The sequence below is a fragment of the Pseudomonas sp. 14P_5.3_Bac1 genome (assembly GCF_025466135.1).
In the GTDB taxonomy this organism is placed as follows: Bacteria; Pseudomonadota; Gammaproteobacteria; order Pseudomonadales; family Pseudomonadaceae; genus Aquipseudomonas.
This window is the reverse complement of record NZ_JANLOF010000078.1, coordinates 33065-52997: the sequence shown is the minus strand read 5'-3', so window position 1 is coordinate 52997 and position 19933 is coordinate 33065. Positions and strand designations below refer to the sequence as shown.

Sequence of the window (19933 nt, the reverse complement as noted above, 5' to 3'; positions counted from 1 at the left end):
TCACACTTGGATTATTTCACCGCGCTGACCGCCTTCGTCGAAGCCGCCGAAGGCAACAACTTCTCGCGCGCCGCCGAGCGGCTCGGCATCAAGGCGTCAACCGTTTCTCGCTACGTGAAGGACCTTGAACAGGACCTGGGCATCGCCCTGTTCAACCGCTCGACGCGCACGCTGCACCTGACCGAGGGCGGCCAGACGTTTCTGCTGCATGCGCGCAGGGTGCTGGATGAGCTTGAACAGGCCAAGGCGGCGACGTCGGCGCTGAACCAGGAGCCTCGTGGGCTGCTCAAGCTCAACTTGCCGCCAGCGTTTGCCCGTCACCATATCCTGCCGCTGTTGAATACATTTGTGGCTCGCTACCCGCAGATCAAGCTGGAACTGGTATTGGATAACGCCCAAGTCAACCTGATTCATACCGGCGTTGACCTGGCGATTCGCATTGGCGCGCTGGCTGATTCCACGCTCAAGGCGCGCAGGATCTGCGCGGGCAACTACCTGCTGGTGGCCAGTCCGAGCTTTTGCGCTGCGCACCCTGCCCCTTCAACGCCGGCAGAGCTGGCCCGCCTGCCGGCGGTACTGAGTCAGCATGATTTTGCGTTTGCATCCGCTGATGAAGTCGTGCCGCTGGTGCCTCACGACTGTATCCGTATCAACGACCTGGATGCGCAGCTGATCGCGGCGCGCCAGGGCCTGGGATTTGCCCTGTTACCCGACTGGTTGGTGGCGACCAGTATTGACGCGGGCGCGTTACAGGTGTGGCTGCCAGAATGGAACATCCTCGGTGCCGAGCAGGCATTTTCTGTGTGGTTCGTCTATCCACCCAAGAAGATCGTGTCGTCGAAGGTCAGGTGCTTTATCGACTTCATCGTTGAGCAGTTGGGCGACACACCTGATTGGAAGCGCCAGGGCTGTCCGTGCCCAGCCGACCTAAAGGGTGGCTGTTAAACTCGCTCCCACATTAGGGTCTCATCACATCAGCTAAAGCGAATATCCAGCGCGCGCAAGTACGTTTGCAACCCGGCGTCCTGGATAGGGATCAGGAATGCCTCCTGATCGGACTCATTGAAGTGCGCGTGCCAGTACCCCGGCGGTGTGACAAACGCCAAACCCGGCGACCAGTCGACGCGTACCGGGTTGCGAATCTGCCCGTCGGCGTCCAGTTCGGTGCCTACCAGCGAGTAGCAGCCCGTGGGGCAGTCGATGATGAAGTCCAGTGCAATCGACTGGTGCCGGTGCGGCTTCTGGATCGAGCCGGGCGGCAGGATGCCGTACATGGCCCACAGCACATGCGTGACGGTTCGGGTCTGTGGAAAGTTGCGGTTACCCAGCAGAATGCTGATACGGCTGCGGTCCTGGGCACGCGGATCATCGGCGGCTTCACGCAGCTTCAAGTTGGCCAGTGCGGCCGGATACAGCGTCGGCGCGAAACGGTCGGTGCTGCGCGTAACCCCCAGGTAGCGCAACAGCGGCTCATCGTGCACGTAGTACAGGCGCGCATCCTGCGAGGCGCGGAACCGGGCTGGCAGCAAGCCTGGCAGCGCGATAAAACAACCGGCCGACCATTCGATCTGGTGTTCGCCCTGAACGACGCAGCCCTCTCCGGTGATCACATAAAACACTTGAGAGGTGGCATTGGGGTGCAGCTCCAAGGTGTCGTCGGCGTTCAGGCGGATGAAGTTGGCACACAGCCCAGGCCCGGTTGCCGGGCCCTCACAGCCCAGCGCAGCGCTGAGGTCCAGCGCGACCACCCGCGACGGGCCACTGTCATACAGCGAGGCCGGGAAGCTGTGGTAAGGAATTCGGGTAATCAGATTGGCGCTGATCGGGTTGGCTGCCTTGCTGTATTCAAAATACTCGGCATCCACTTGTTCGCGTGGGGCATCAACGCTCAGGTCGGGCTTGAATTCGCTGTTCATGGTCCACCTCAGTCTTGGGCTGGTTTGAAACAACTATAGGCATTGCGCCCACCGCGATTAAGCACTCGGTTGGCACAGCAGTTGTGCAAGATGGGGCAGCTATGCTCCTGGATGGTGCGAAAGGCCTGTCCATCGCCAAAGCGTGAACCGATGATCCATGTGTCAGGCATCTGTCTCATGCTCAAACGTCATAATCCCCCGTTCGTCTGCGTGGTAATCTGGCGCCACCATGAATAGACATTGATCGTCACTTGACGATGACCAGAGCCAGGAAAGAACATGCCAAAGATTTCTCACTCAGCACTGCGCCGCAACTTCCGTGAACTGCTTGCCAAACAAATCTGCGTTGAAACCGCCTCCGTCTTTGACCCCATGTCTGCGCGCATCGCCGCCGACCTGGGTTTCGAAGTCGGTATCCTCGGCGGTTCGGTCGCATCGTTGCAGGTCCTCGCGGCACCCGATTTTGCGTTGATCACACTGAGTGAGTTCGTCGAACAGGCCACCCGCATTGGCCGTGTGGCCCAACTGCCGTTCATCGCCGACGCCGACCACGGTTACGGCAATGCCCTGAACGTGATGCGCACCGTCGAAGAGCTCGAGCGCGCCGGGGTTGCGGCACTGACGATTGAAGACACGCTGTTGCCCGCGCAGTTCGGGCGCAAATCCACCGACCTGATTTCGGTTGAGGAAGGCATCGGCAAGGTCAAGGCCGCCCTTGAAGCGCGGGTCGATCCAGAGCTGTCGATCGTCGCCCGCACCAACGCTGGCGTGTTGCCGACCGAAGACGTCATCGCCCGCACCAAAGCTTATGAAAAAGCCGGCGCCGACGGCATCTGCATGGTGGGCGTCAAAGACTTCGACCACCTTGAGAAGATCGCAGAAAACCTCAGCGTGCCGTTGATGCTGGTGACTTACGGCAACCCGCAGCTCAATGACAGCGAACGCCTGGCCGCGCTGGGTGTGCGCATTGTGGTGGCCGGCCACGGCGCCTACTTTGCGTCGATCAAGGCGACTTACGACAGCCTGCGTGCGCAACGCAAGTTGACCAGCAGCACCTCGAACCTCAGCGCGACTGAACTGACGCATACCTACACGCTGCCGGAAAGCTACGTGGCGTGGGCGGAAGAATTCATGGACGTGAAAGAGTAAGCCTCAGTCAATCGGCGGCCAGTTCCGACTGGCCGCCGACTTCGGTCAGTAATTGGCGTTGGGATTACCCACGTCCACGTAGCCATTTTTGGGCGCAATGATCACATCCAATGGCGGCGGCGTAACGCCGAAGTCATCGAGCTGATCCTTGAGCCCGGTGTACCACTCTTCCTGCTGTTTCTTGCGCGCATTGTCGGCCTTGATGTCGGCAATGATCGCGTAGATCAAGCCACCGACCGCCGCGATGCCGCCCACGGCACCCGCCAGGGCGCCGGCCGCGCCGCCAATCACGCCGGCCGCTTCTGCAACGCCGGCTGCCACCGTGGTTATGCGCGGCACCACATAGGTGGCGACCTCCACCATGCCGGCCACGGCCGACAGGCCATTAAGCCCCGCGAAGGTGCCCTGGAAGCCGGCGCCGACCTTGTCGCCGCTCTGGGCCGAGTTCTTCGCGGAAATGGCCCCGGTGACCAAGCCCAGTACGTTCCCCGCCACGCCGCCCAGGCTCTTGCCGACGTTTTCCACGTCTTTCACGTACTTGGGCGCGTCGAACTTGTAAGTGCCCTGTTGGGTGCGATCGAACTGGTCCTGGACAAACTTGGCGCCACCTTCCAGGAACAGTCCGGCCGCCTGAAACGACTGCCCCACTGTCTGCGCGGTGCTGCCGCCCTTGCCGCTGGCGATGCGCGTACCGATGGCGCCCGCCAACAACACGCCCGACACGCCGTGCATCACCCCGGCCTTGTACGTCGCGCTGACTCCGGCCGGCAGCTTGCCGCCCCAGGTGCTTTGGACTTTTTTGATCGCATCGTCGAACTTGGCGCCACCGCGCATGGCGTCGTCCACCGCCCGAATGCCACTGATGATATCGGCGGTTTTCGGTGGGGCCTCGCCCGGTGGCGTGAATGCAGCGATGTTGTCGTTGATCACTTGCTCAAGGCGCGGGTCATTGGCGCCGGTAACGCCCAGGCCGCGGTAGAAGTCGTCAATCGACTGGCCTTTAAGCAGGTCTTCGCGCCCCAGTTTGGCGGCGACGTCGTTGAAGCTCGAACTGCCCGCCTGCACAGTCTTGTCGTCGAGTACCGCGTCAAAGATTGCCTTGTTCACACCGGACTGAATCACCGCCTTGTCTGCCGGCACACCGCTGGCGATCAGGTCGTTGATCTGCTTGCCGGAGGTGATATCTGCGTACTCCGCGTTGACCTTGTCCTTGATGGCTTGCGGGGCGTTTTCCAGGGCTTTCTTGTAGTCCGGCTGTTTGCCCAGGGCCTGGGCGTAGAAGTCCGGGTACTTGATAAAACTCGACAGCGCATCGGTGGTGCTGGCGCCCTTGGCGGCAAACGCGCTTTGCAGCGCGTCGCAACTGGATGAAGCGTCCAGGCGCCGCTCCATCTCGGCTTTCAAGGCTGGGTCGGCGGCGACCATTTTCTGCAGCTGTTCGGTGCCCTGGGTGTTGAGGAACTGCTGCACGTCCGGGTCTTTGCTGAGCGTGTCGATGCGCCCTTGCACATCCTTGATAAAGTCTTCGCGTTGCTGGCCCGGTGACGGGCCGTCGCCTGACCACTCATTGGCCGCATCCGGCCCCTGGTGCGCAAACGCATCGGCACCCGCCTTGTAGTTGGCCAGGCCCGTGGACAGCTGGATGATCGCTGCAGTCTTGTCCGCACCGCTGGCGCTGCTGTTGCCCGTGGCGAAATAGTCAGCGCCCACCTTGGAGGCGTCACCACCGGCCGCCTTCACGGCGTCTTCGGTGGCCTTGGCATTCAAGTCCTTGATCTGGTCATCCGCGCTGTTGCCGTCCAGGCCCTTGAGGTTGTCGTAGCCGTATTTGCCGAAGTCCTGCAGGCGCCCCGCTTCCGTACCGTGGCGCGCTTCGCCATCCTTGGTGAAGCCGTCGATGCGGCCATTGCCCACGTTGCCGCCTTCGATGTGCTTGCCGGTCTCGTCGTAGTTCTCGACATAGTTGAGCACCTGCGCGGCACGCCAGGCCGCATCGGCGTCGTGTTCAAAGTCGCCGACACGCTCGCGCAGAGCGTCCTTGACCCCGCTCTGGTTGCCGAGGTTTTTCAGCAACGGGTTGTCTTCAATGATTTGCTCGGCACTGCGGTTGTCGCCCATCGGCCGGCCTTCACCCGGCAACGGCAGATGGTTGGACGGCGCATCGCCCTTGGGCGGCGTGCTGGGTGAGCTCTGCGGTAGCTCGCCTTTAAGGGTCTCCCAGCCGTACTTGCCGAAATCCTGCAGGCGCCCGGCTTCGGTGCCGTGGCGGGCGTCACCGCCTTTGGTAAAACCGTCGACCTTGCCGTTGCCGGCTTCATTGAGTTCTGGCCGCTTGACGGTGGGCTTGCCGTTTTCGTCGAGTTTTTCGATGTGCTCCAGCACCCGGCTCGCGCGGTAAGCGGCGTCTGGATCGTGCTCAAAGTCGCCGACGCATTCACGCAATTTGTCTTTCACGCCGCTCTGGTTGCCGAGATTCTTGAGCAGCGGGTTGTCGTCGATGATCTGCTGCGCAGTGCGAAAGTCACCTTGGGGCCGCTTTGTATCGGGGCCGAGGCGGTTGTCGTCGGGCTGATTGCCTAGCGCTTTCGACACCGCTTTATTCCAGTTGGGGTTGTCGCCCGCGTTGGGGGTGCTATCAACCTGACGAAGCTGATTGACTTGCATGGCCTGTCTCCTGATCTGGCGTGGGAGAAAGGATTATTAAAGGGCAAGTGCAACAGTCTTGTTACATGGGCGAAATTGAATCAAGCGCAATCATATAGCCACCACTGAACGACGGCGGCGCACATGAACTTTTATATAACTAAGCATTAAAAAATCCGCCGCAGAGCCTGCGGCGGCAAACCAAAGGTTTTTGTCGAAGCAGAGCGGCTAAGACCCTATCAACGCTACACCCGCTGGTGATTAAAAGACGTGAAGTTTAATTAATCGAGTTTAATCCGCCACACCGCTGCAAGCCGCGAAAAATATGATAAAAATCGGCTTCGGCAACCCTGTCGAACACAATAAAAACCGTCACTACGCTCACCTGAAAACATCTGCCCACAACACTGTATGCGCCATAACAATTGCGATGTTTCTGCGCGCGCGTTACTTATTCCGGGGAAGTAAATACCATGATCAAACCCATGATTAGACAATGCAGCCTGCTCACACTGGCAGTGTGCGCGAGTGTCAGCCAAGTGGCCTTTGCCGAGTCTGTCAGCGACCAGGCCGATTCCAAGGGTTTTATTGACGGCAGCAGCATCACGGGCCTGTTGCGCAACTATTATTTCGACCGCGATCGCCAAAGTGGCAAGGCAGACAACCGCGACTGGACCCAAGGCGCAATGCTCAACTACGCCTCGGGCTTTACCCAAGGCACCATTGGTTTTGGCGTAGACGCCTACGCCTATGGCGCGATGAAACTCGATGCCACCCACGCGGATGCCGGCACCGGTGACCTGCCGACCGACCGCCATGGCGACCCGGAAAACGGCTATGGCTCCGTCGGCGCCGCGGTGAAAATCAAGGTGTCCAAGACCCAACTGAAGTTCGGTGACATGCAACCCACGGCGCCGGTCTTTGCCACCGGCGGCACGCGGATTCTGCCGCAGACCGCCACCGGGTTTGACCTGACCAGCAGCGAAATCGCCGGGCTGGACCTGGAAGCCGGGCATTTCACCAGCACCAACAGCGGCATGACCAGCAACCATGACCACGATATCTATGCCACCTACGCCAACGTCGCGGCCAACAGTGCGAGTTTCGTCGGCGGCAAATACACCTTCACGCCCTCGCTGAGTGCAACCGTGTACGCCGGTGAACTGGAAGATATCTGGCGCCAGTACTACACCAACCTCAACTACGTATTGCCGTTGGGCCATGACCAGTCGCTGGCGTTGGACGGCAACCTGTACCGCACCCTCGACACCGGCAGCGCCAAGGCCGGGGCCATCAACAACACCACGTATTCGGTGGCGGCGGCCTACTCGTTCCTGGCGGCCCACACGCTGACGCTGTCGTTCCAGAAGGTGCACGGCGACACGCCGTTCGACTACATCGGCACCGGCAACAACGGCGCGGGTGAAGGCGGCGATTCAGTGTTCCTGGCCAACTCGATTCAGTGGGGCGACTTCAACGGCCCGGGCGAGCAGTCCTGGGGCGTGCGTTATGACCTGAACATGGCCAGCTACGGCGTGCCAGGCTTGAGCTTCATGACCCGCTACGTCAACGGCTCCGACATCAACGGCACGCACACGCCGGCCAACAGCGCCTACGTCGGCGACTACGGTGCCGACGGCGACCATCACGAGACGGATGTGGAGGCCAAATACGTGCTGCAAAGCGGCCCGGCGAAAAACCTGTCGCTGCGCGTGCGCGATGCGATGGTTTCGTCAAACGCGGATCAGCGCGACGGCAAATTGAACGAGCTGCGGGTGATCGTCGACTACCCGTTCACTCTGCTGTAACCACCCCAGGCTCCAGCCGTTGGCGCATGCCTGCGCTGGCGGCTGGACCGGCCTGCACCACGCACGCATCCAACGGCACGAGTGTGCCTTCGGCCGTTGCCATCATCGGTTGCACCGGCTTGCCCGTCTCGCGCTCCACCACCTCGACACTGGTGCCCTCTTCGGCATAATGCCGATTGCCCCACGCCACCAGTGCCATCAGCACCATGCGCAAATCCTCGCCCTTGGCCGTCGGCACGTATTCATACCGTGGCGGCCGCTCGCTGTAGGCGCGGCGCTCAAGCATCCCGGCGTCCACCAGGCCATTCAAGCGGCGCGTCAACATGTTCGGCGCGATGTCCAGGCTGCGTGAAAACTCATCGAAGCGACGCAAGCCATGCAATGCATCGCGCATGATCAACATGCTCCACCACTCCCCTATCCGTTCAAGGCTGCGGGCGATGGGGCATTCGTCGCTGACAAGAGACTTGCGTTGCATAAGGGTTCCCAGGTGCCGGTACAAAGTTGTGTAACGCCATGTTACTTTCATCATGATAGTGACGTCCACAGGGTCTGTACCCTCAACGCAACCGGAGTCGATTGATCATGAGTAAACGTATCGTCGTGACAGGCATGGGCGCACTGACGCCGCTGGGCGCCAGCGTGGAATCCACCTGGCAACGCCTGTTGAACGGGCAGTCGGGCATACGCCGTCTGCCTGAAGCATTGATCGGTGACCTCGCCATCAGCATCGGTGGCCAAGTGCAAAGCGTGCTGCAAGACCCTGAGGCCGGGTTTGACCCTGATCGGCTGCTGGCCGCCAAGGAACAGCGCAAGATGGACCGCTTTATCCTGTTCGCCCTCGCGGCGGCCGATGAAGCCTTGAAGCAAGCCGGCTGGGCGCCTCAAACGCCGCAGGCACAGGAACGCACGGCGACCATCATCGCCTCTGGCGTGGGTGGCTTTCCCGCGATTGCCGATGCCGTGCGCACCACCGACAGCAAAGGCCCGCGACGTTTGTCGCCCTTCACCATTCCCTCGTTCCTGAGCAACATGGCGGCCGGGCATGTGTCGATCAACTACGGCTTGAAAGGCCCGCTGGGAGCGCCGGTGACGGCCTGCGCAGCCGGTGTGCAAGCAATTGGGGACGCGGCGCGGATGATTCGTGCCGGGGAAATCGATGTGGCGGTGTGTGGCGGTGCGGAAGCGGCGATTCACCGGGTCAGCCTGGCCGGTTTTGCGGCGGCGCGGGCGTTATCCAGCGAGTTCAATGACACGCCAGAACGGGCTTCGCGGCCCTTCGATCAGGCACGTGATGGCTTCGTGATGGGCGAAGGTGCCGGCATCCTGGTCATCGAAGAACTGGAGCATGCCCTGGCACGCGGCGCGCAGCCCATCGCCGAACTGGTGGGTTATGGCACCAGTGCCGATGCCTACCACATGACGGCCGGGCCGGAAGACGGTGATGGCGCGCGGCGGGCGATGACCCAGGCACTGCGTCAGGCAGGCATCGAGGCGGCCCAGGTCCAGTACTTGAACGCCCATGCAACCTCGACGCCGGTGGGTGACAAAGGCGAACTGGCCGCCATCAAGACCGTGTTCGGCGCCCATGGCGGCCCGGCCATCAGCTCAACCAAGTCTGCCACCGGCCACTTATTGGGCGCCGCAGGCGGCATCGAAGCGATCTTCAGCGTGCTTGCCCTGCGCGACCAGATCGCCCCGGTGACGCTGAACCTGGACAACCCGGACGCGCTGGCCGACGGCCTGGACATGGTGCGCGGTGAAGCGCGGCACATGCCGATTGAATATGCGCTGTCCAACGGCTTCGGCTTTGGTGGCGTGAATGCCAGCGTGCTATTCCGCCGCTGGGCATAACCCTCGGTTTGCCCCTGTTGTGATTTTCGGGGACCATGTGCGCCTTCTGCTAAAGCCAACCAGAGGCGCCCATGGCCAACCACGACCTGAGCTACACCCCCGATCCGGATGCCGACTCGATTTCCTCCGACGTCGTCGGTTTCAACGGCATCCTGGTCTCCACCCAGATCCCGACCCGCGCCGATGGCAGCCTCGAACTCGGCGACATCACCCTGCAAAGCGAGTGCACCCTGCAAGCGCTGAAAGTCGCGCTGGAAAAAGCCGGCAGTTCCATGGCCCGGGTGATGCACCTGACCATCTACCTCACCGACATGGCTGATCGCGCCGCGTTCAATGAAGTCTACAAACGCTTTTTCGCCAAACCGTGGCCGGTTCGCGCTGCCGTTGGCGTGGCCGCATTGGCCGTTGAAGGCATGCGCGTGGAAGTCACCGCGATGGCAGCCAAGGCCTGAGTTATCGCTGGCAATACACATCAAGGGTTGCCTCGATAGCGTCAGATAGACCGAGGTGCCTGCATCGCAGGCAAGCCAGCTCCCACAGAAAAGCAAAAGCAGTGCGGTGGTGGCGGCTGAACGCGGTCAACTTGTGGGAGCGGGCAAGCCCACTCCCACATTTGGATCTCTGTGCATCAGATAGAAGTGTGTTGCTTTGCTTTTGATTTTGATCTGACAGGCCCCGTCAACCACGCTGGCCGAACCTAGGCGAGGCACCGACTGGTGGGGCAAAGACCTTTTGGTTACTTTTGGCTGGGCCGGCATTCCGGGCGTTTGCCAAAAGTAACCCGCTGCAAGAGCGGAACCGCCAGCCGCCGTTACCGCAGCAACGGATATGCTCCCAATCTACCTACCCCATTCGCCCAGCCAGCCCTGCGGTAGGTGCCCACCCAGCATTTCACAGCTACAATGCCCGCCTCAACCGTGACAAGCCTGACTAAAAAAACTATGTCCTTGCCCAAGCATCACCTGGAATTGCTCAGCCCGGCCCGCGATGTCGCCATCGCGCGCGAGGCTATCTTGCATGGCGCCGACGCCATCTACATCGGTGGACCAAGCTTCGGCGCACGCCATAACGCGTGTAACGAGGTGAGCGACATCGCTCAACTGGTCGAATTCGCCCGCCGTTACCACGCCCGCGTGTTCACCACTATCAACACCATCCTGCACGACAACGAACTGGAACCCGCGCGCAAGCTGATCCATCAGCTGTACGACGCCGGTGTCGATGCGTTGATCGTGCAGGACCTGGGCGTGATGGAGCTGGATATTCCGCCCATCGAGCTGCACGCCAGCACCCAGACCGACATCCGCACCCTGGGCCGCGCCAAGTTTCTCGACCAGGCAGGTTTCTCGCAGCTGGTGTTGGCCCGCGAGCTGAACCTGCAGGAAATCCGCGCGATCGCCGATGAAACCGATGCCGCCATCGAGTTCTTCATCCACGGCGCCCTGTGCGTGGCGTTCTCCGGGCAATGCAATATCTCCCACGCTCAGAATGGCCGCAGCGCCAACCGTGGCGATTGCTCCCAGGCCTGCCGCCTGCCGTACACCTTGAAAGATGACCAAGGCCGCGTGGTGGCCTTTGAAAAACACCTGCTGTCGATGAAAGACAACAACCAGAGCGCCAACATCCGCGCGCTGGTCGAAGCCGGTGTGCGTTCGTTCAAGATCGAAGGCCGTTACAAGGACATGGGTTATGTGAAAAACATCACCGCCTATTACCGCCAACGCCTCGACGACGTCCTCGAAGACCGCCCTGACCTGGCGCGCGCTTCCAGCGGCCGTACTGCGCATTTCTTCCTGCCCGACCCAGAAAAAACCTTCCACCGGGGCAGCACCGACTACTTCGTCACCGACCGCAAAATCGACATCGGCGCCTTCGACACGCCCACCTTCACCGGCCTGCCGGTGGGTGTGGTGGAAAAAGCCGGCAAGCGCGACTTGCAGGTAGTCACCCATGAGCCGTTGTCCAACGGCGACGGCCTCAATGTGCTGATCAAGCGCGAAGTCGTGGGTTTTCGCGCCAACATCGCCGAACCCAAAGGCGAGTTCGAAGAAGACGGCGAGAAACGCTACCGCTACCGCGTCGAACCCAATGAAATGCCGGCCGGCCTGCACCAGTTGCGCCCCAACCATCCGCTGAACCGCAACCTCGACCACAACTGGCAACAAGCCCTGCTCAAGACCTCGGCCGAACGCCGTATTGGCCTGCAGTGGGTCGCGCGCCTGCGTGAAAACCAGTTGGACGTGACCGCGACCAGCGAAGAAGGCATCAGCGCCAGCGTCACCCTGCCCGGCCCGTTCGGCGTGGCCAACAAGCCGGAACAGGCGCTCGACACCCTGCGCGACCTGCTTGGCCAACTCGGCACCACCGAGTACCACGCCACGCACATCGAACTGGATGCGCCGCAGGCATTCTTCATCCCCAACTCGCAGCTCAAGGCCTTGCGCCGTGAAGTGATCGAGGCGCTGACCGCCGCCCGCGTTGCCGCTCACCCACGAGGTGGACGCAAGGCTGAGACGTCGCCGCCGCCGGTGTACCCGGAAGCGCATTTGTCGTTCCTGGCCAACGTCTACAACCAGAAAGCCCGGGACTTCTACCACCGTCACGGCGTGAAGCTGATCGACGCCGCCTTCGAAGCCCACGAAGAAACCGGCGAAGTGCCGGTGATGATCACCAAGCACTGCCTGCGGTTCTCGTTCAACCTGTGCCCTAAACAGGCCAAGGGCGTGACGGGAGTGAAGACCAAAGTGGCGCCGATGCAACTGATCCACGGTGATGAAGTGCTGACCCTGAAGTTCGACTGCAAACCGTGCGAGATGCACGTGGTGGGCAAGATCAAGGGCCACATCCTTGGCTTGCCACAGCCGGGCAGCGGCGTGGGCCATTTCAACCCGGAAAACATCATCTTTCAGGGCACGCACTGACCCTTGGGGAGCGGGGCCACCACCAGCCCCGCTGCAACCCCGCTGCCGCCAGCAGAATCGCAACAACCCCCAGCCATTGCAGCCAACCCAGGCGATGCCCAAAGGCGATCCAATCGACAAAGATCGCCGCGATCGGGTAGATGAACGACAGCGCCCCGGTAATCGCGGTCGGCAGTTTCTGGATCGCCCCGTACAGCAACACATACATCAAACCGGTGTGCACCATGCCCAGCGTGATCAGCGCAGCCCAGGCCTGGGTCGCGGCAGGCAAGCTGTGCCAAGGCACTAACGGCGCCAGCAACAGTGCGCCGGTAATCACCTGGATCAACGCCATCAAGTGGGGTGGAACGTCCTTCAAGCGCTTGATGATCAAGGCGGCAATCGCATACAAAAACGCTGCGCCCAACGCCAGGGCAATACCGGTCAGATAATCCCCGCCAGCGCTTTGCTGTTCGCCATGGGCGGTGACAATCGCCAGCATGCCGAGGAACGCCACGCTCAACCATGCGAGCTTCTGCACGGTGATCTTCTCACCCAGAAACAGCGCCGCCAGCATCACCAACATGAACGGCTGCACGTTATACACCGCGGTGCTGATGGCAATCGACGCACGTGAATAGGATTCGAACAACAGCAACCAGTTGCCGACGATGGCCACACCGCTGAGCATCGCCAGGCCGAGCTTGGCCCACGTCAGCAGGTCTCGGCGCAAATAGCCCAACCACGCGCACACCAGCAACAGCGTCAGCGCGCCAATCAGGCAGCGCCAGAACACCACTTCGATCACCGACACGCCAGACACCAGCACAAACCAGCCGATGGTGCCCGAAATCAGCATGGCGGCGACCATTTCCCACGATCCGCGACGAATAGATGTGTCCACGATGGCGCTCCTCAAGTGAGGCTCAATTATGGCAATCTGCTGATCGGCGCCTCCAGCGACTAAAGTAGGCAAAAACCCTCAATTACCTTTTTAAATTAGGCAGGCAGCATGATTGACTCTATCGACCAGCAACTGATCGCCGCCTTGATGGACGACTCGCGCCTGTCGCTCAAGGCGTTGGCGGGTATTACCGGGCTGTCTTCGCCCAGCGTGGGCGAACGTCTGCGCCGTTTGGAGGAGCGCGGCGTGCTGACCCATTACACCGTCGACATCGACCCCAAGCACTTCGGCTATTTGCTGCAAGCCATCGTGCGTATCCGCCCGTTGCCCGGCAAATTGCAGGAGGTGGAGCGCCAGATCCAGGCGATTCCCGAGTTCACCGAGTGCGACAAGGTCACCGGTGAGGACTGCTTTATCGCGCGCCTGCACGTGCGCACCATGGACCAGCTCGACACCCTGCTCGACCGGCTTAACGCCTATGCCGAAACCAACACCGCCATCGTCAAGAAAACCCCAGTCAAACGGCGTTTGCCGCCACTGGCCGATTCGTGATTTTGCGTCACTAACGCAGTGACGTAATCGCTATTCTGTCATCGCCGGCCGAACTTTATGCTGGGCTCCACACATTGGAACCCACAGGAATAAAGCGCATGTACGTAATCACTGGCATCACAGGCAAAGTCGGCGGCGCCCTGGCGCATAACCTCCTCAAGGCAGGCCTGCCGGTTCGCGCCGTCATTCGCGACGCCGGCAAAGCGGCCTATTGGGCCGACCAAGGCTGCGAAATCGCGTTTGCCGCGATGGAAGATGCACAGGCGCTGACCGAAGCGTTCAAGGGCGCGACCGCTGTGTTCATCCTGCCGCCACCGGGCTTCGATCCGCTGCCTGGGTTTCCTGAAGCGCGTGCCGTGATAGCGGCTGTCAGCCAGGCCCTCAAGGCCGCCGCGCCACAAAAAGTCTTGTGCCTGTCGACCATCGGCGCGCAAGCCAAGGAGCTCAACCTGCTGACACAGCGCACGCTGATGGAACAGGCGTTGAGCGCCCTGGACATCCCCGTAACCTTCCTGCGCCCAGGCTGGTTCATGGAAAACGCCGCCTATGACGTCAGCAGTGCGCGTGACACCGGCGTGATCCACAGCTTCCTGCAACCGCTCGACAAACCCGTGCCGATGGTTGCCACGGCCGACATCGGCACACTTGCCGCGCAACTGTTGCAGCAAGACTGGGCCGGCCACCGCGTAGTCGAACTGGAAAGCCAGTGGGTCAGCCCGAACGACATCGCCCAGACCCTGGCGCAAGTGCTCGGCCGTGACGTGCGCGCCGAGGTGGTTGAGCGCGATACCTGGGAACCGTTGCTGCGTGCCCAAGGCGCACACAACCCGCTGCCGCGCATGCGCATGGTCGATGGCTTCAACGAAGGCTGGATCTGTTTCGAGCACGATCAGGTGCTCAAGGGCACAACTTCCCTGCTCACGGTGTTGCGCGAGCTGGCAGATAAAACCGCGGAGGCGAATGCCTGATGAACCTGCCTGAATTGGGTTTCGGTACCTTCCGTATGCCCGGCGATGACTGCCGGGCAGTGGTCGAAAGTGCCCTGGCGCTGGGTTACCGGCATATCGACACCGCCGCTATGTACGACAACGAAGCCGCTGTGGGCCAGGCGATCAAACACTCGGGCATCCCCCGCGACGAGGTGTTCCTGACCACCAAGGTCTGGCATGACCAGTTGGCGCCGGCCGCGCTGCAAAAAGCCTTTGAGCTGAGCCTCGGCAAGCTGGCGGTGGACTACGTCGATCTGTTCATGGTGCATTGGCCGGCTGCCAACATGGACCTGCCCGGCGTGATGAACGCTTTGTTGGCCCTGCGCGACAGTGGCCGCGTGAAGCACATCGGTGTGTGCAACTTCAACATGCCGATGCTGCGCGAGGCGATCGATGTGCTGGGCACGCCGATTGCCGCGGTACAGGTGGAATACCACCCGTTCCTCGACCAGAGCCGCCTGCTCAATTACCTGCGCGGCAAACGCATCCCGATGGTTGCATATGCACCGTTGGCACAGGGTCGCGCGGCCACTGACCCGGTATTGACACAGATCGGCGCCAAGCACGGCGCCAGCGCAGCGCAAGTCGCCCTGGCCTGGTTACGCCAACAAGGCGTGGCGGCGATTCCCAAGGCCCAGCGCCCGCAAAGCCAGCAAGCCAACCTCGATTCGCTGCACGTCGCACTCGATGAGCAGGATATGCAAGCCATCGCGCGCCTGCCCAAAGACCAACGCTTTGTGCAGCCGCCGTTTGCACCGCAATGGGATGCGCTGTAAGCCGATGGACTGTTGTCGTCAGTGGGCTTTCTGTGGCGAGCGGTCTGGTTGTGGCGAGCGGGCTTGCCCCGCGTTGGGGCGCGAAGCGGCCCTGAAACCTGCCGACTCAATTAATCTGGAAAAGCGCGGTGACGGGTTTGGGGCTGCTGCGCAGCCCAACGCGGGGCAAGCCCGCTCGCCACAGTAAGCCCGTTCGCCACAACAGCCCCGCTATCCACAACAAGCCCGTGCCCACTGGAAATATGGAGACACCGAACTCAACACGGTCAATCCACTGGCGCTGCTAGCGTCACAGCTTCTTATCCATGCAAGGAGCAACGGATTGTCTCGTCAGCCCAACTCTCACCGGTTACGCCGCGGTCGCTACTCAGAATCAGGGCGTGCTTATTTGGTTACCGTCGTGGTGCATCAGCGCCAACCCTTGTTCAACAGTTTTGAGCTGGGACGATTATTGGTAGCAGAATTCAAACGAACCCACGACGCGGGCCAGGTCAACTCACTGGCGTGGGTGATCATGCCGGATCACTTTCATTGGTTGTTCGACCTGCATAACTCGACCCTGCCCGATGTGATGCGCCAGACCAAGTCGCGCAGTACGCTGAGTATCAATCGAGCCCGAGGCAGCCGGGAAAGATTCTGGCAGCGCGGCTATCACGACCATGCTGTTCGGGCCGAGGAAGACGTACGGAAAATAGCGCGCTACGTGATCGCCAACCCTCTACGAGCCGGGCTGGTCGAGCATATTGGCGATTATCCGTTGTGGGACGTGGCGTGGTTGTGACGCTGCAGATTCGCTTGGCAAGCGGGCTTTCTGTGGTGGACGGGATTCCTGTGGCGAGCGGGCTTGCCCCGCGTTGGGGCGCGAAGCGGCCCCGAAACCTGACGACTCAATCTATCTGGAAAAACGCGGTGACGGGTTTGGGGCTGCTGCGCAGCCCAACGCGGGGCAAGCCCGCTCGCCACAACAAGCCCGCTCGCCACAAAAAAGGCCTGCTCAACACAAGGCGCATGATCAGTCGTGCAGCGCCTTCGCCGCCACCAGCAACCCTTGGAACTTGCGATAACGCGCTTCCAACACCGGCTGTTGCATCACGTCCGGCCAATACCGCGCCTTGACCGGCAGGCCCGCTTGCAACAGCGACGCGCCCTGCCCGATCGCCACAAACCCCAGCTTCGCCGCCCCAATACACGCGCTCAATTCGCTGCCCTGCAAGGTAAAGATCTCGCGCTGCAGGATGTTCGCCAACAACTGCGCCCAGTACTCGCTGCGCGCGCCGCCGCCCACCAGAGCGCAGGCGCCGACGCTGGCGCCGGCCGATTGCACGGCGCGCAAGGCGTCGAACAAGCCAAACCCCACGCCTTCCATCACGGCGTAACCGAGCATCGCCGGGGTGCAATCGTGGCCCAGGTTCATGAAGCCGCCGCGCAGCAACGGGTCGTTATGCGGCGTGCGTTCACCGGCCAGATAGGGCAAAAACAAGGGTGTGTCTAACGGTACCGGCTGCCCCATCGGCAACTGCGCCTGCACCTGGTCCAGCAGCGTTTGTTCGTCTGGCATACCGGTCAAGCGCGTCACCCAGCGCAAGCAACTGGCACCGGCCAGCATGGCGCCCATCGTGTACCAGCGATCAGGCAGCGCGTGGCAGAAGCTGTGCACGGCGCTGGCCGGGTTGCCGGCGGCGTGATCGGTGATAGCGACGATGGCCGCGCTGGTGCCCAGGGTGATGAAACCGTCGCCGGCATTGATTGCACCGATGCCGACGGCCGCCATCGGGTTATCGCCGCCGCCACCGGCAATCACCACGCCGGGCGACAAACCCAGCCCGCTTGCCGTCACGTAACCCGCCGGCGCACCGCCTTCCACCAACCTGGGCATCTGCGCAGGCGCAAGCCCCGTGGCACCCAGCATCGGCGCGAACCATTCGCGCTGCGCCACGTCCAGCCACAGTGTGCCGGCCGCATCGGACATCTCGCTGATGCGCTCGCCACTCAGGCGTAAACGCAGGTAATCCTTGGGCGAGAGCACGCAGTCAATGGCCTTGAACACCTCGGGTTCATGCTGTTGCAGCCACAGCAGTTTCGGCGCGGTCAGCCCGGCCATCGGCAGGCTGCCGGTGACTTCGGCGAAGTCGGGCCCGAGTTGCTCAGCGTCGGCGACAGCACGCGAGTCGTCCCACAGGATCGCCGGGTACAACACGCGGTCGTCATCCCCGAGCAACACTGCGCCGTGCATCTGCCCCGACAACCCGATGCACACCACGCGACTGAAAGCCGCATGCGCACGCAACTGCTCAAGCGCCTGCAAACAGGCCTGCCACCAGTCTTGCGGGGCCTGTTCGGACCAGCCGCTGTGACGTCGCGAAACACTCAAGCGCACACCGGCGTGGGCCAGCACGGCGCCGTCGACGTCCATCAGGATCGCCTTGAGTTCGGAGGTGCCCAGATCAATACCGAGGGAAACAGGACTGCTCATACGTGGGTCATTCCAATCAAATACAGCCACATGAATTACGGTATTGCAGGCTCGGCGCCAGGCGTACGCTTTGTACCGGCGCGGCCGGCGCGGCCATGCGTTGCAGCAGCATCTGCACCGCGCGTACGCCCAGCTCCTTGACCGGCTGGGCAATCAAGGTCAGGCGCGGCACGAAAAAATCCGCCCAGTCAAAATCATCAAAACCCACCAGCGCGATCTGCCCTGGCACTTCAATCTGCGCGTCACGCAGGGCATGCATGGCGCCCAGTGTCATCAGGTTATTGCCCGCCATGATCGCCGTAGGCGGCGCGCTCAGGGCCAGCAACTGCGCAGTCGCGGCGCGCGCCGGCTGACTGTTCGAGCCACCGTTGACCAGCAACTGCGGATCAAACGCCACGCCTGCCGCCTGCAACGCAGCCCGGTAACCCGCCACGCGCTCATCGGTAGTGCCCAGCCCCGCGCGCCCGGCAATAAAGCCGATACGGCGGTGCCCGTGTTCAATCAAATGCGCGACCAGGGCCTGGGTGGACTGGGTATTCTCCACCCCGATCTGGTCAAACTGCGTACTCATCATGCGGTCCACCAGCACCGTGGGCATTTCATTTGCCTGCAAATACTTAAGGGCCCTGGAATCGGTGGACGGGGCCAGCAAAATTCCGTCAACCCGCCGATGATGCAACGCGGTGACCACCCGCAGCTCCTGCTCCGGGTCGTCGTGGGGGTCGACAAACAGCATCATGTAGCCGTGCTTGGCGCACTCGGTTTCAATCGCGTGCACGGTTTCACTGAAGTAATGGTTGGACAGCGCCGAGATCGCCACGCCAATCGTGCTGGTGCTGGAACGGGCCAGCGAGCGCGCCAGGGTATTGGGGATGTAGCCCAAGTCCTGAATTGCGCGCTGCACCGCTTGCACCGTGGCCTCGCTGACTTTGCGGGTGCCGTTCAACACGTGGGACACGGTCGACGTCGACACCCCCGCCCTGCTTGCCACGTCATCCATGGTGACCACGACGCGCTCCCCTTTGCTCAATGACTCAATGTTTACTCGACCAACCGCTGTACGTAGCCACGTTGTCGCGGGTGATCAGTTTTGGCGTGAGCAGGGTAACCGCTTCGGCCGGGGCCTTGTCATTGAGAATGTCGTTGCCCACATTCACCGCTGTTTGCGCCATGGCCCAAGGGTCCTGGCTGGCCGAGGCCTGGATTTGCGTGTCGGTCTTCAGCGCATTTTCGATGTCTGGCGCACCGTCCACCGAGGTGATGAGGATGCCGCTGCGTTTCAGCTGTTTGGCCGCCAGGTCACTGCCAATGGCTTGCGGGTCGTTGATCGCGAACAGGCCGTCGATTTTCGGGAAGCGCGTGAGGTAACCCTGCATCACGTTCAGGCCGCCTTCGCGCGAGCCTTTGCCGTCCTGGTCATCGGACAGCACCTTGATGTCCGGCGCACCGGCCAATGCAGCCTTGCAGCCTTTGACGCGGTCGGTCACGGCGGTGACTTGCGGGCCATTCTGGATGATCACATTGCCCTTGCCCGCAAGCTTGTCCACCAGGAACTGGCACGCCAGTTTGCCGGCTTCGACGTTGTCGGTTTGCACGGTGGCGTTCACGCCCTTGGCGTCCACATCCACCGCCACCACGACAATGCCGGCATCCCGGGCTTTTTTGATGGCCGAGGCCATGGCCGATGGGTCGACGGCGTTGAGCAGGATCAGGTCGACCTTGGACGAAATGAAGTTGTCGATCTGCGAGAACTGCTTGCTCAGGTCATAGTCGGCCGACACCGACGTCACTTTGACGTTGGGGTTCAGCTCTTTGGCCCGCGCCGTGGCGCCATCGGCCAGGGTCACAAAATACGGGTTGCCGAGCGAGCCCATGCTGATGCCGAGGGCCTTGAGTTCGCGGGCTTCTACGGTGTGGGAGATCAGGGCAGCCAAGGCCATAACAGGAAAGAGGCGTTTGAAGTTCATGC

The 19933-nt window shown here is 61.7% G+C and carries 17 protein-coding genes; 10 read left to right on the top strand and 7 right to left on the bottom strand.

Annotated features, from left to right (window positions below):
* Positions 1-6 precede the first annotated feature (6 nt).
* On the top strand, positions 7-945 hold the full coding sequence (locus NTD89_RS21120; RefSeq protein ID WP_262209497.1) for a LysR family transcriptional regulator: 939 nt from the start codon (positions 7-9) through the stop codon (positions 943-945).
* A 29-nt stretch (positions 946-974) separates the two neighbouring features.
* Here NTD89_RS21120 and NTD89_RS21115 read toward each other — a convergent pair whose 3' ends face one another.
* Positions 975-1916 carry a cupin gene (locus NTD89_RS21115; RefSeq protein WP_262209495.1) on the bottom strand — a complete coding sequence of 314 codons (942 nt, stop codon included), beginning with the start codon at positions 1914-1916 and terminating at the stop codon, positions 975-977.
* Positions 1917-2195: 279 nt separating this feature from the next.
* Here NTD89_RS21115 and NTD89_RS21110 point away from each other — a divergent pair, with 279 nt between their 5' ends.
* Positions 2196-3065 (top strand): oxaloacetate decarboxylase, encoded by an 870-nt coding sequence (locus tag NTD89_RS21110; protein WP_262209493.1) that lies wholly within the window; start codon positions 2196-2198, stop codon positions 3063-3065.
* 45 nt (positions 3066-3110) lie between these two features.
* Here NTD89_RS21110 and NTD89_RS21105 read toward each other — a convergent pair whose 3' ends face one another.
* Positions 3111-5729 carry a hypothetical protein gene (locus NTD89_RS21105; protein WP_262209491.1) on the bottom strand — a complete coding sequence of 873 codons (2619 nt, stop codon included), beginning with the start codon at positions 5727-5729 and terminating at the stop codon, positions 3111-3113.
* Positions 5730-6193: 464 nt separating this feature from the next.
* Between NTD89_RS21105 and NTD89_RS21100 the strand changes: the two genes are divergently transcribed.
* Entirely contained in the window at positions 6194-7516 is a 1323-nt protein-coding gene (locus tag NTD89_RS21100; protein ID WP_145160640.1) for an OprD family porin, read from the top strand.
* Here the strand turns inward: NTD89_RS21100 and NTD89_RS21095 are convergent.
* Entirely contained in the window at positions 7503-7994 is a 492-nt protein-coding gene (locus NTD89_RS21095; RefSeq protein ID WP_262209488.1) for a winged helix-turn-helix transcriptional regulator, read from the bottom strand. The genes NTD89_RS21100 and NTD89_RS21095 overlap by 14 nt on opposite strands.
* 107 nt (positions 7995-8101) lie before the next feature.
* Between NTD89_RS21095 and fabF the strand changes: the two genes are divergently transcribed.
* From fabF to NTD89_RS21080, 3 genes are all read left to right on the top strand, one after another.
* Complete coding sequence (gene fabF / locus NTD89_RS21090; protein WP_262209486.1) at positions 8102-9370, top strand: beta-ketoacyl-ACP synthase II; 1269 nt, start codon at positions 8102-8104, stop codon at positions 9368-9370.
* Between the two features lie 71 nt (positions 9371-9441).
* Entirely contained in the window at positions 9442-9822 is a 381-nt protein-coding gene (locus NTD89_RS21085) for a RidA family protein (RefSeq protein ID WP_262209483.1), read from the top strand.
* A gap of 489 nt (positions 9823-10311) precedes the next feature.
* The gene (locus NTD89_RS21080; protein WP_262209481.1) at positions 10312-12291 is read left to right on the top strand and encodes a peptidase U32 family protein; all 1980 of its coding nucleotides are present in this window, start codon (positions 10312-10314) and stop codon (positions 12289-12291) included.
* On the opposite strand, the gene NTD89_RS21075 is transcribed toward NTD89_RS21080, so the two are convergent.
* Positions 12269-13174 carry a DMT family transporter gene (locus NTD89_RS21075; protein ID WP_262209479.1) on the bottom strand — a complete coding sequence of 302 codons (906 nt, stop codon included), beginning with the start codon at positions 13172-13174 and terminating at the stop codon, positions 12269-12271. The genes NTD89_RS21080 and NTD89_RS21075 overlap by 23 nt on opposite strands.
* A gap of 108 nt (positions 13175-13282) precedes the next feature.
* On the opposite strand from NTD89_RS21075, the gene NTD89_RS21070 reads away from it, so the two are divergent.
* The 4 genes from NTD89_RS21070 to NTD89_RS21055 all read left to right on the top strand — a co-directional run bounded on the left by NTD89_RS21070 (position 13283) and on the right by NTD89_RS21055 (position 16272).
* Complete coding sequence (locus NTD89_RS21070) at positions 13283-13726, top strand: Lrp/AsnC family transcriptional regulator (protein WP_145160627.1); 444 nt, start codon at positions 13283-13285, stop codon at positions 13724-13726.
* 98 nt (positions 13727-13824) lie between these two features.
* Complete coding sequence (locus tag NTD89_RS21065) at positions 13825-14694, top strand: NmrA family NAD(P)-binding protein (protein ID WP_262209476.1); 870 nt, start codon at positions 13825-13827, stop codon at positions 14692-14694.
* Positions 14694-15491, top strand: a complete 798-nt coding sequence (locus tag NTD89_RS21060) for an aldo/keto reductase (protein WP_262209474.1) — start codon at positions 14694-14696, stop codon at positions 15489-15491. The genes NTD89_RS21065 and NTD89_RS21060 overlap by 1 nt, the downstream gene beginning before the upstream one ends.
* 322 nt (positions 15492-15813) lie before the next feature.
* Positions 15814-16272: an REP-associated tyrosine transposase gene (locus tag NTD89_RS21055; RefSeq protein ID WP_262209472.1), complete on the top strand. Its 459-nt coding sequence runs from the start codon at positions 15814-15816 to the stop codon at positions 16270-16272.
* 231 nt (positions 16273-16503) lie between these two features.
* On the opposite strand, the gene xylB is transcribed toward NTD89_RS21055, so the two are convergent.
* The 3 genes from xylB to NTD89_RS21040 are packed head-to-tail and all read right to left on the bottom strand — an operon-like array spanning position 16504 to position 19931.
* A complete protein-coding gene (gene xylB, locus NTD89_RS21050) occupies positions 16504-17964 on the bottom strand; it encodes a xylulokinase (protein WP_262209470.1) in 1461 nt (486 codons plus the stop codon).
* 16 nt (positions 17965-17980) lie between these two features.
* Positions 17981-18973 carry a LacI family DNA-binding transcriptional regulator gene (locus NTD89_RS21045; protein ID WP_262209468.1) on the bottom strand — a complete coding sequence of 331 codons (993 nt, stop codon included), beginning with the start codon at positions 18971-18973 and terminating at the stop codon, positions 17981-17983.
* Between the two features lie 25 nt (positions 18974-18998).
* Entirely contained in the window at positions 18999-19931 is a 933-nt protein-coding gene (locus NTD89_RS21040) for an ABC transporter substrate-binding protein (RefSeq protein ID WP_145160615.1), read from the bottom strand.
* Between the last annotated feature and the right edge of the window lie 2 nt (positions 19932-19933).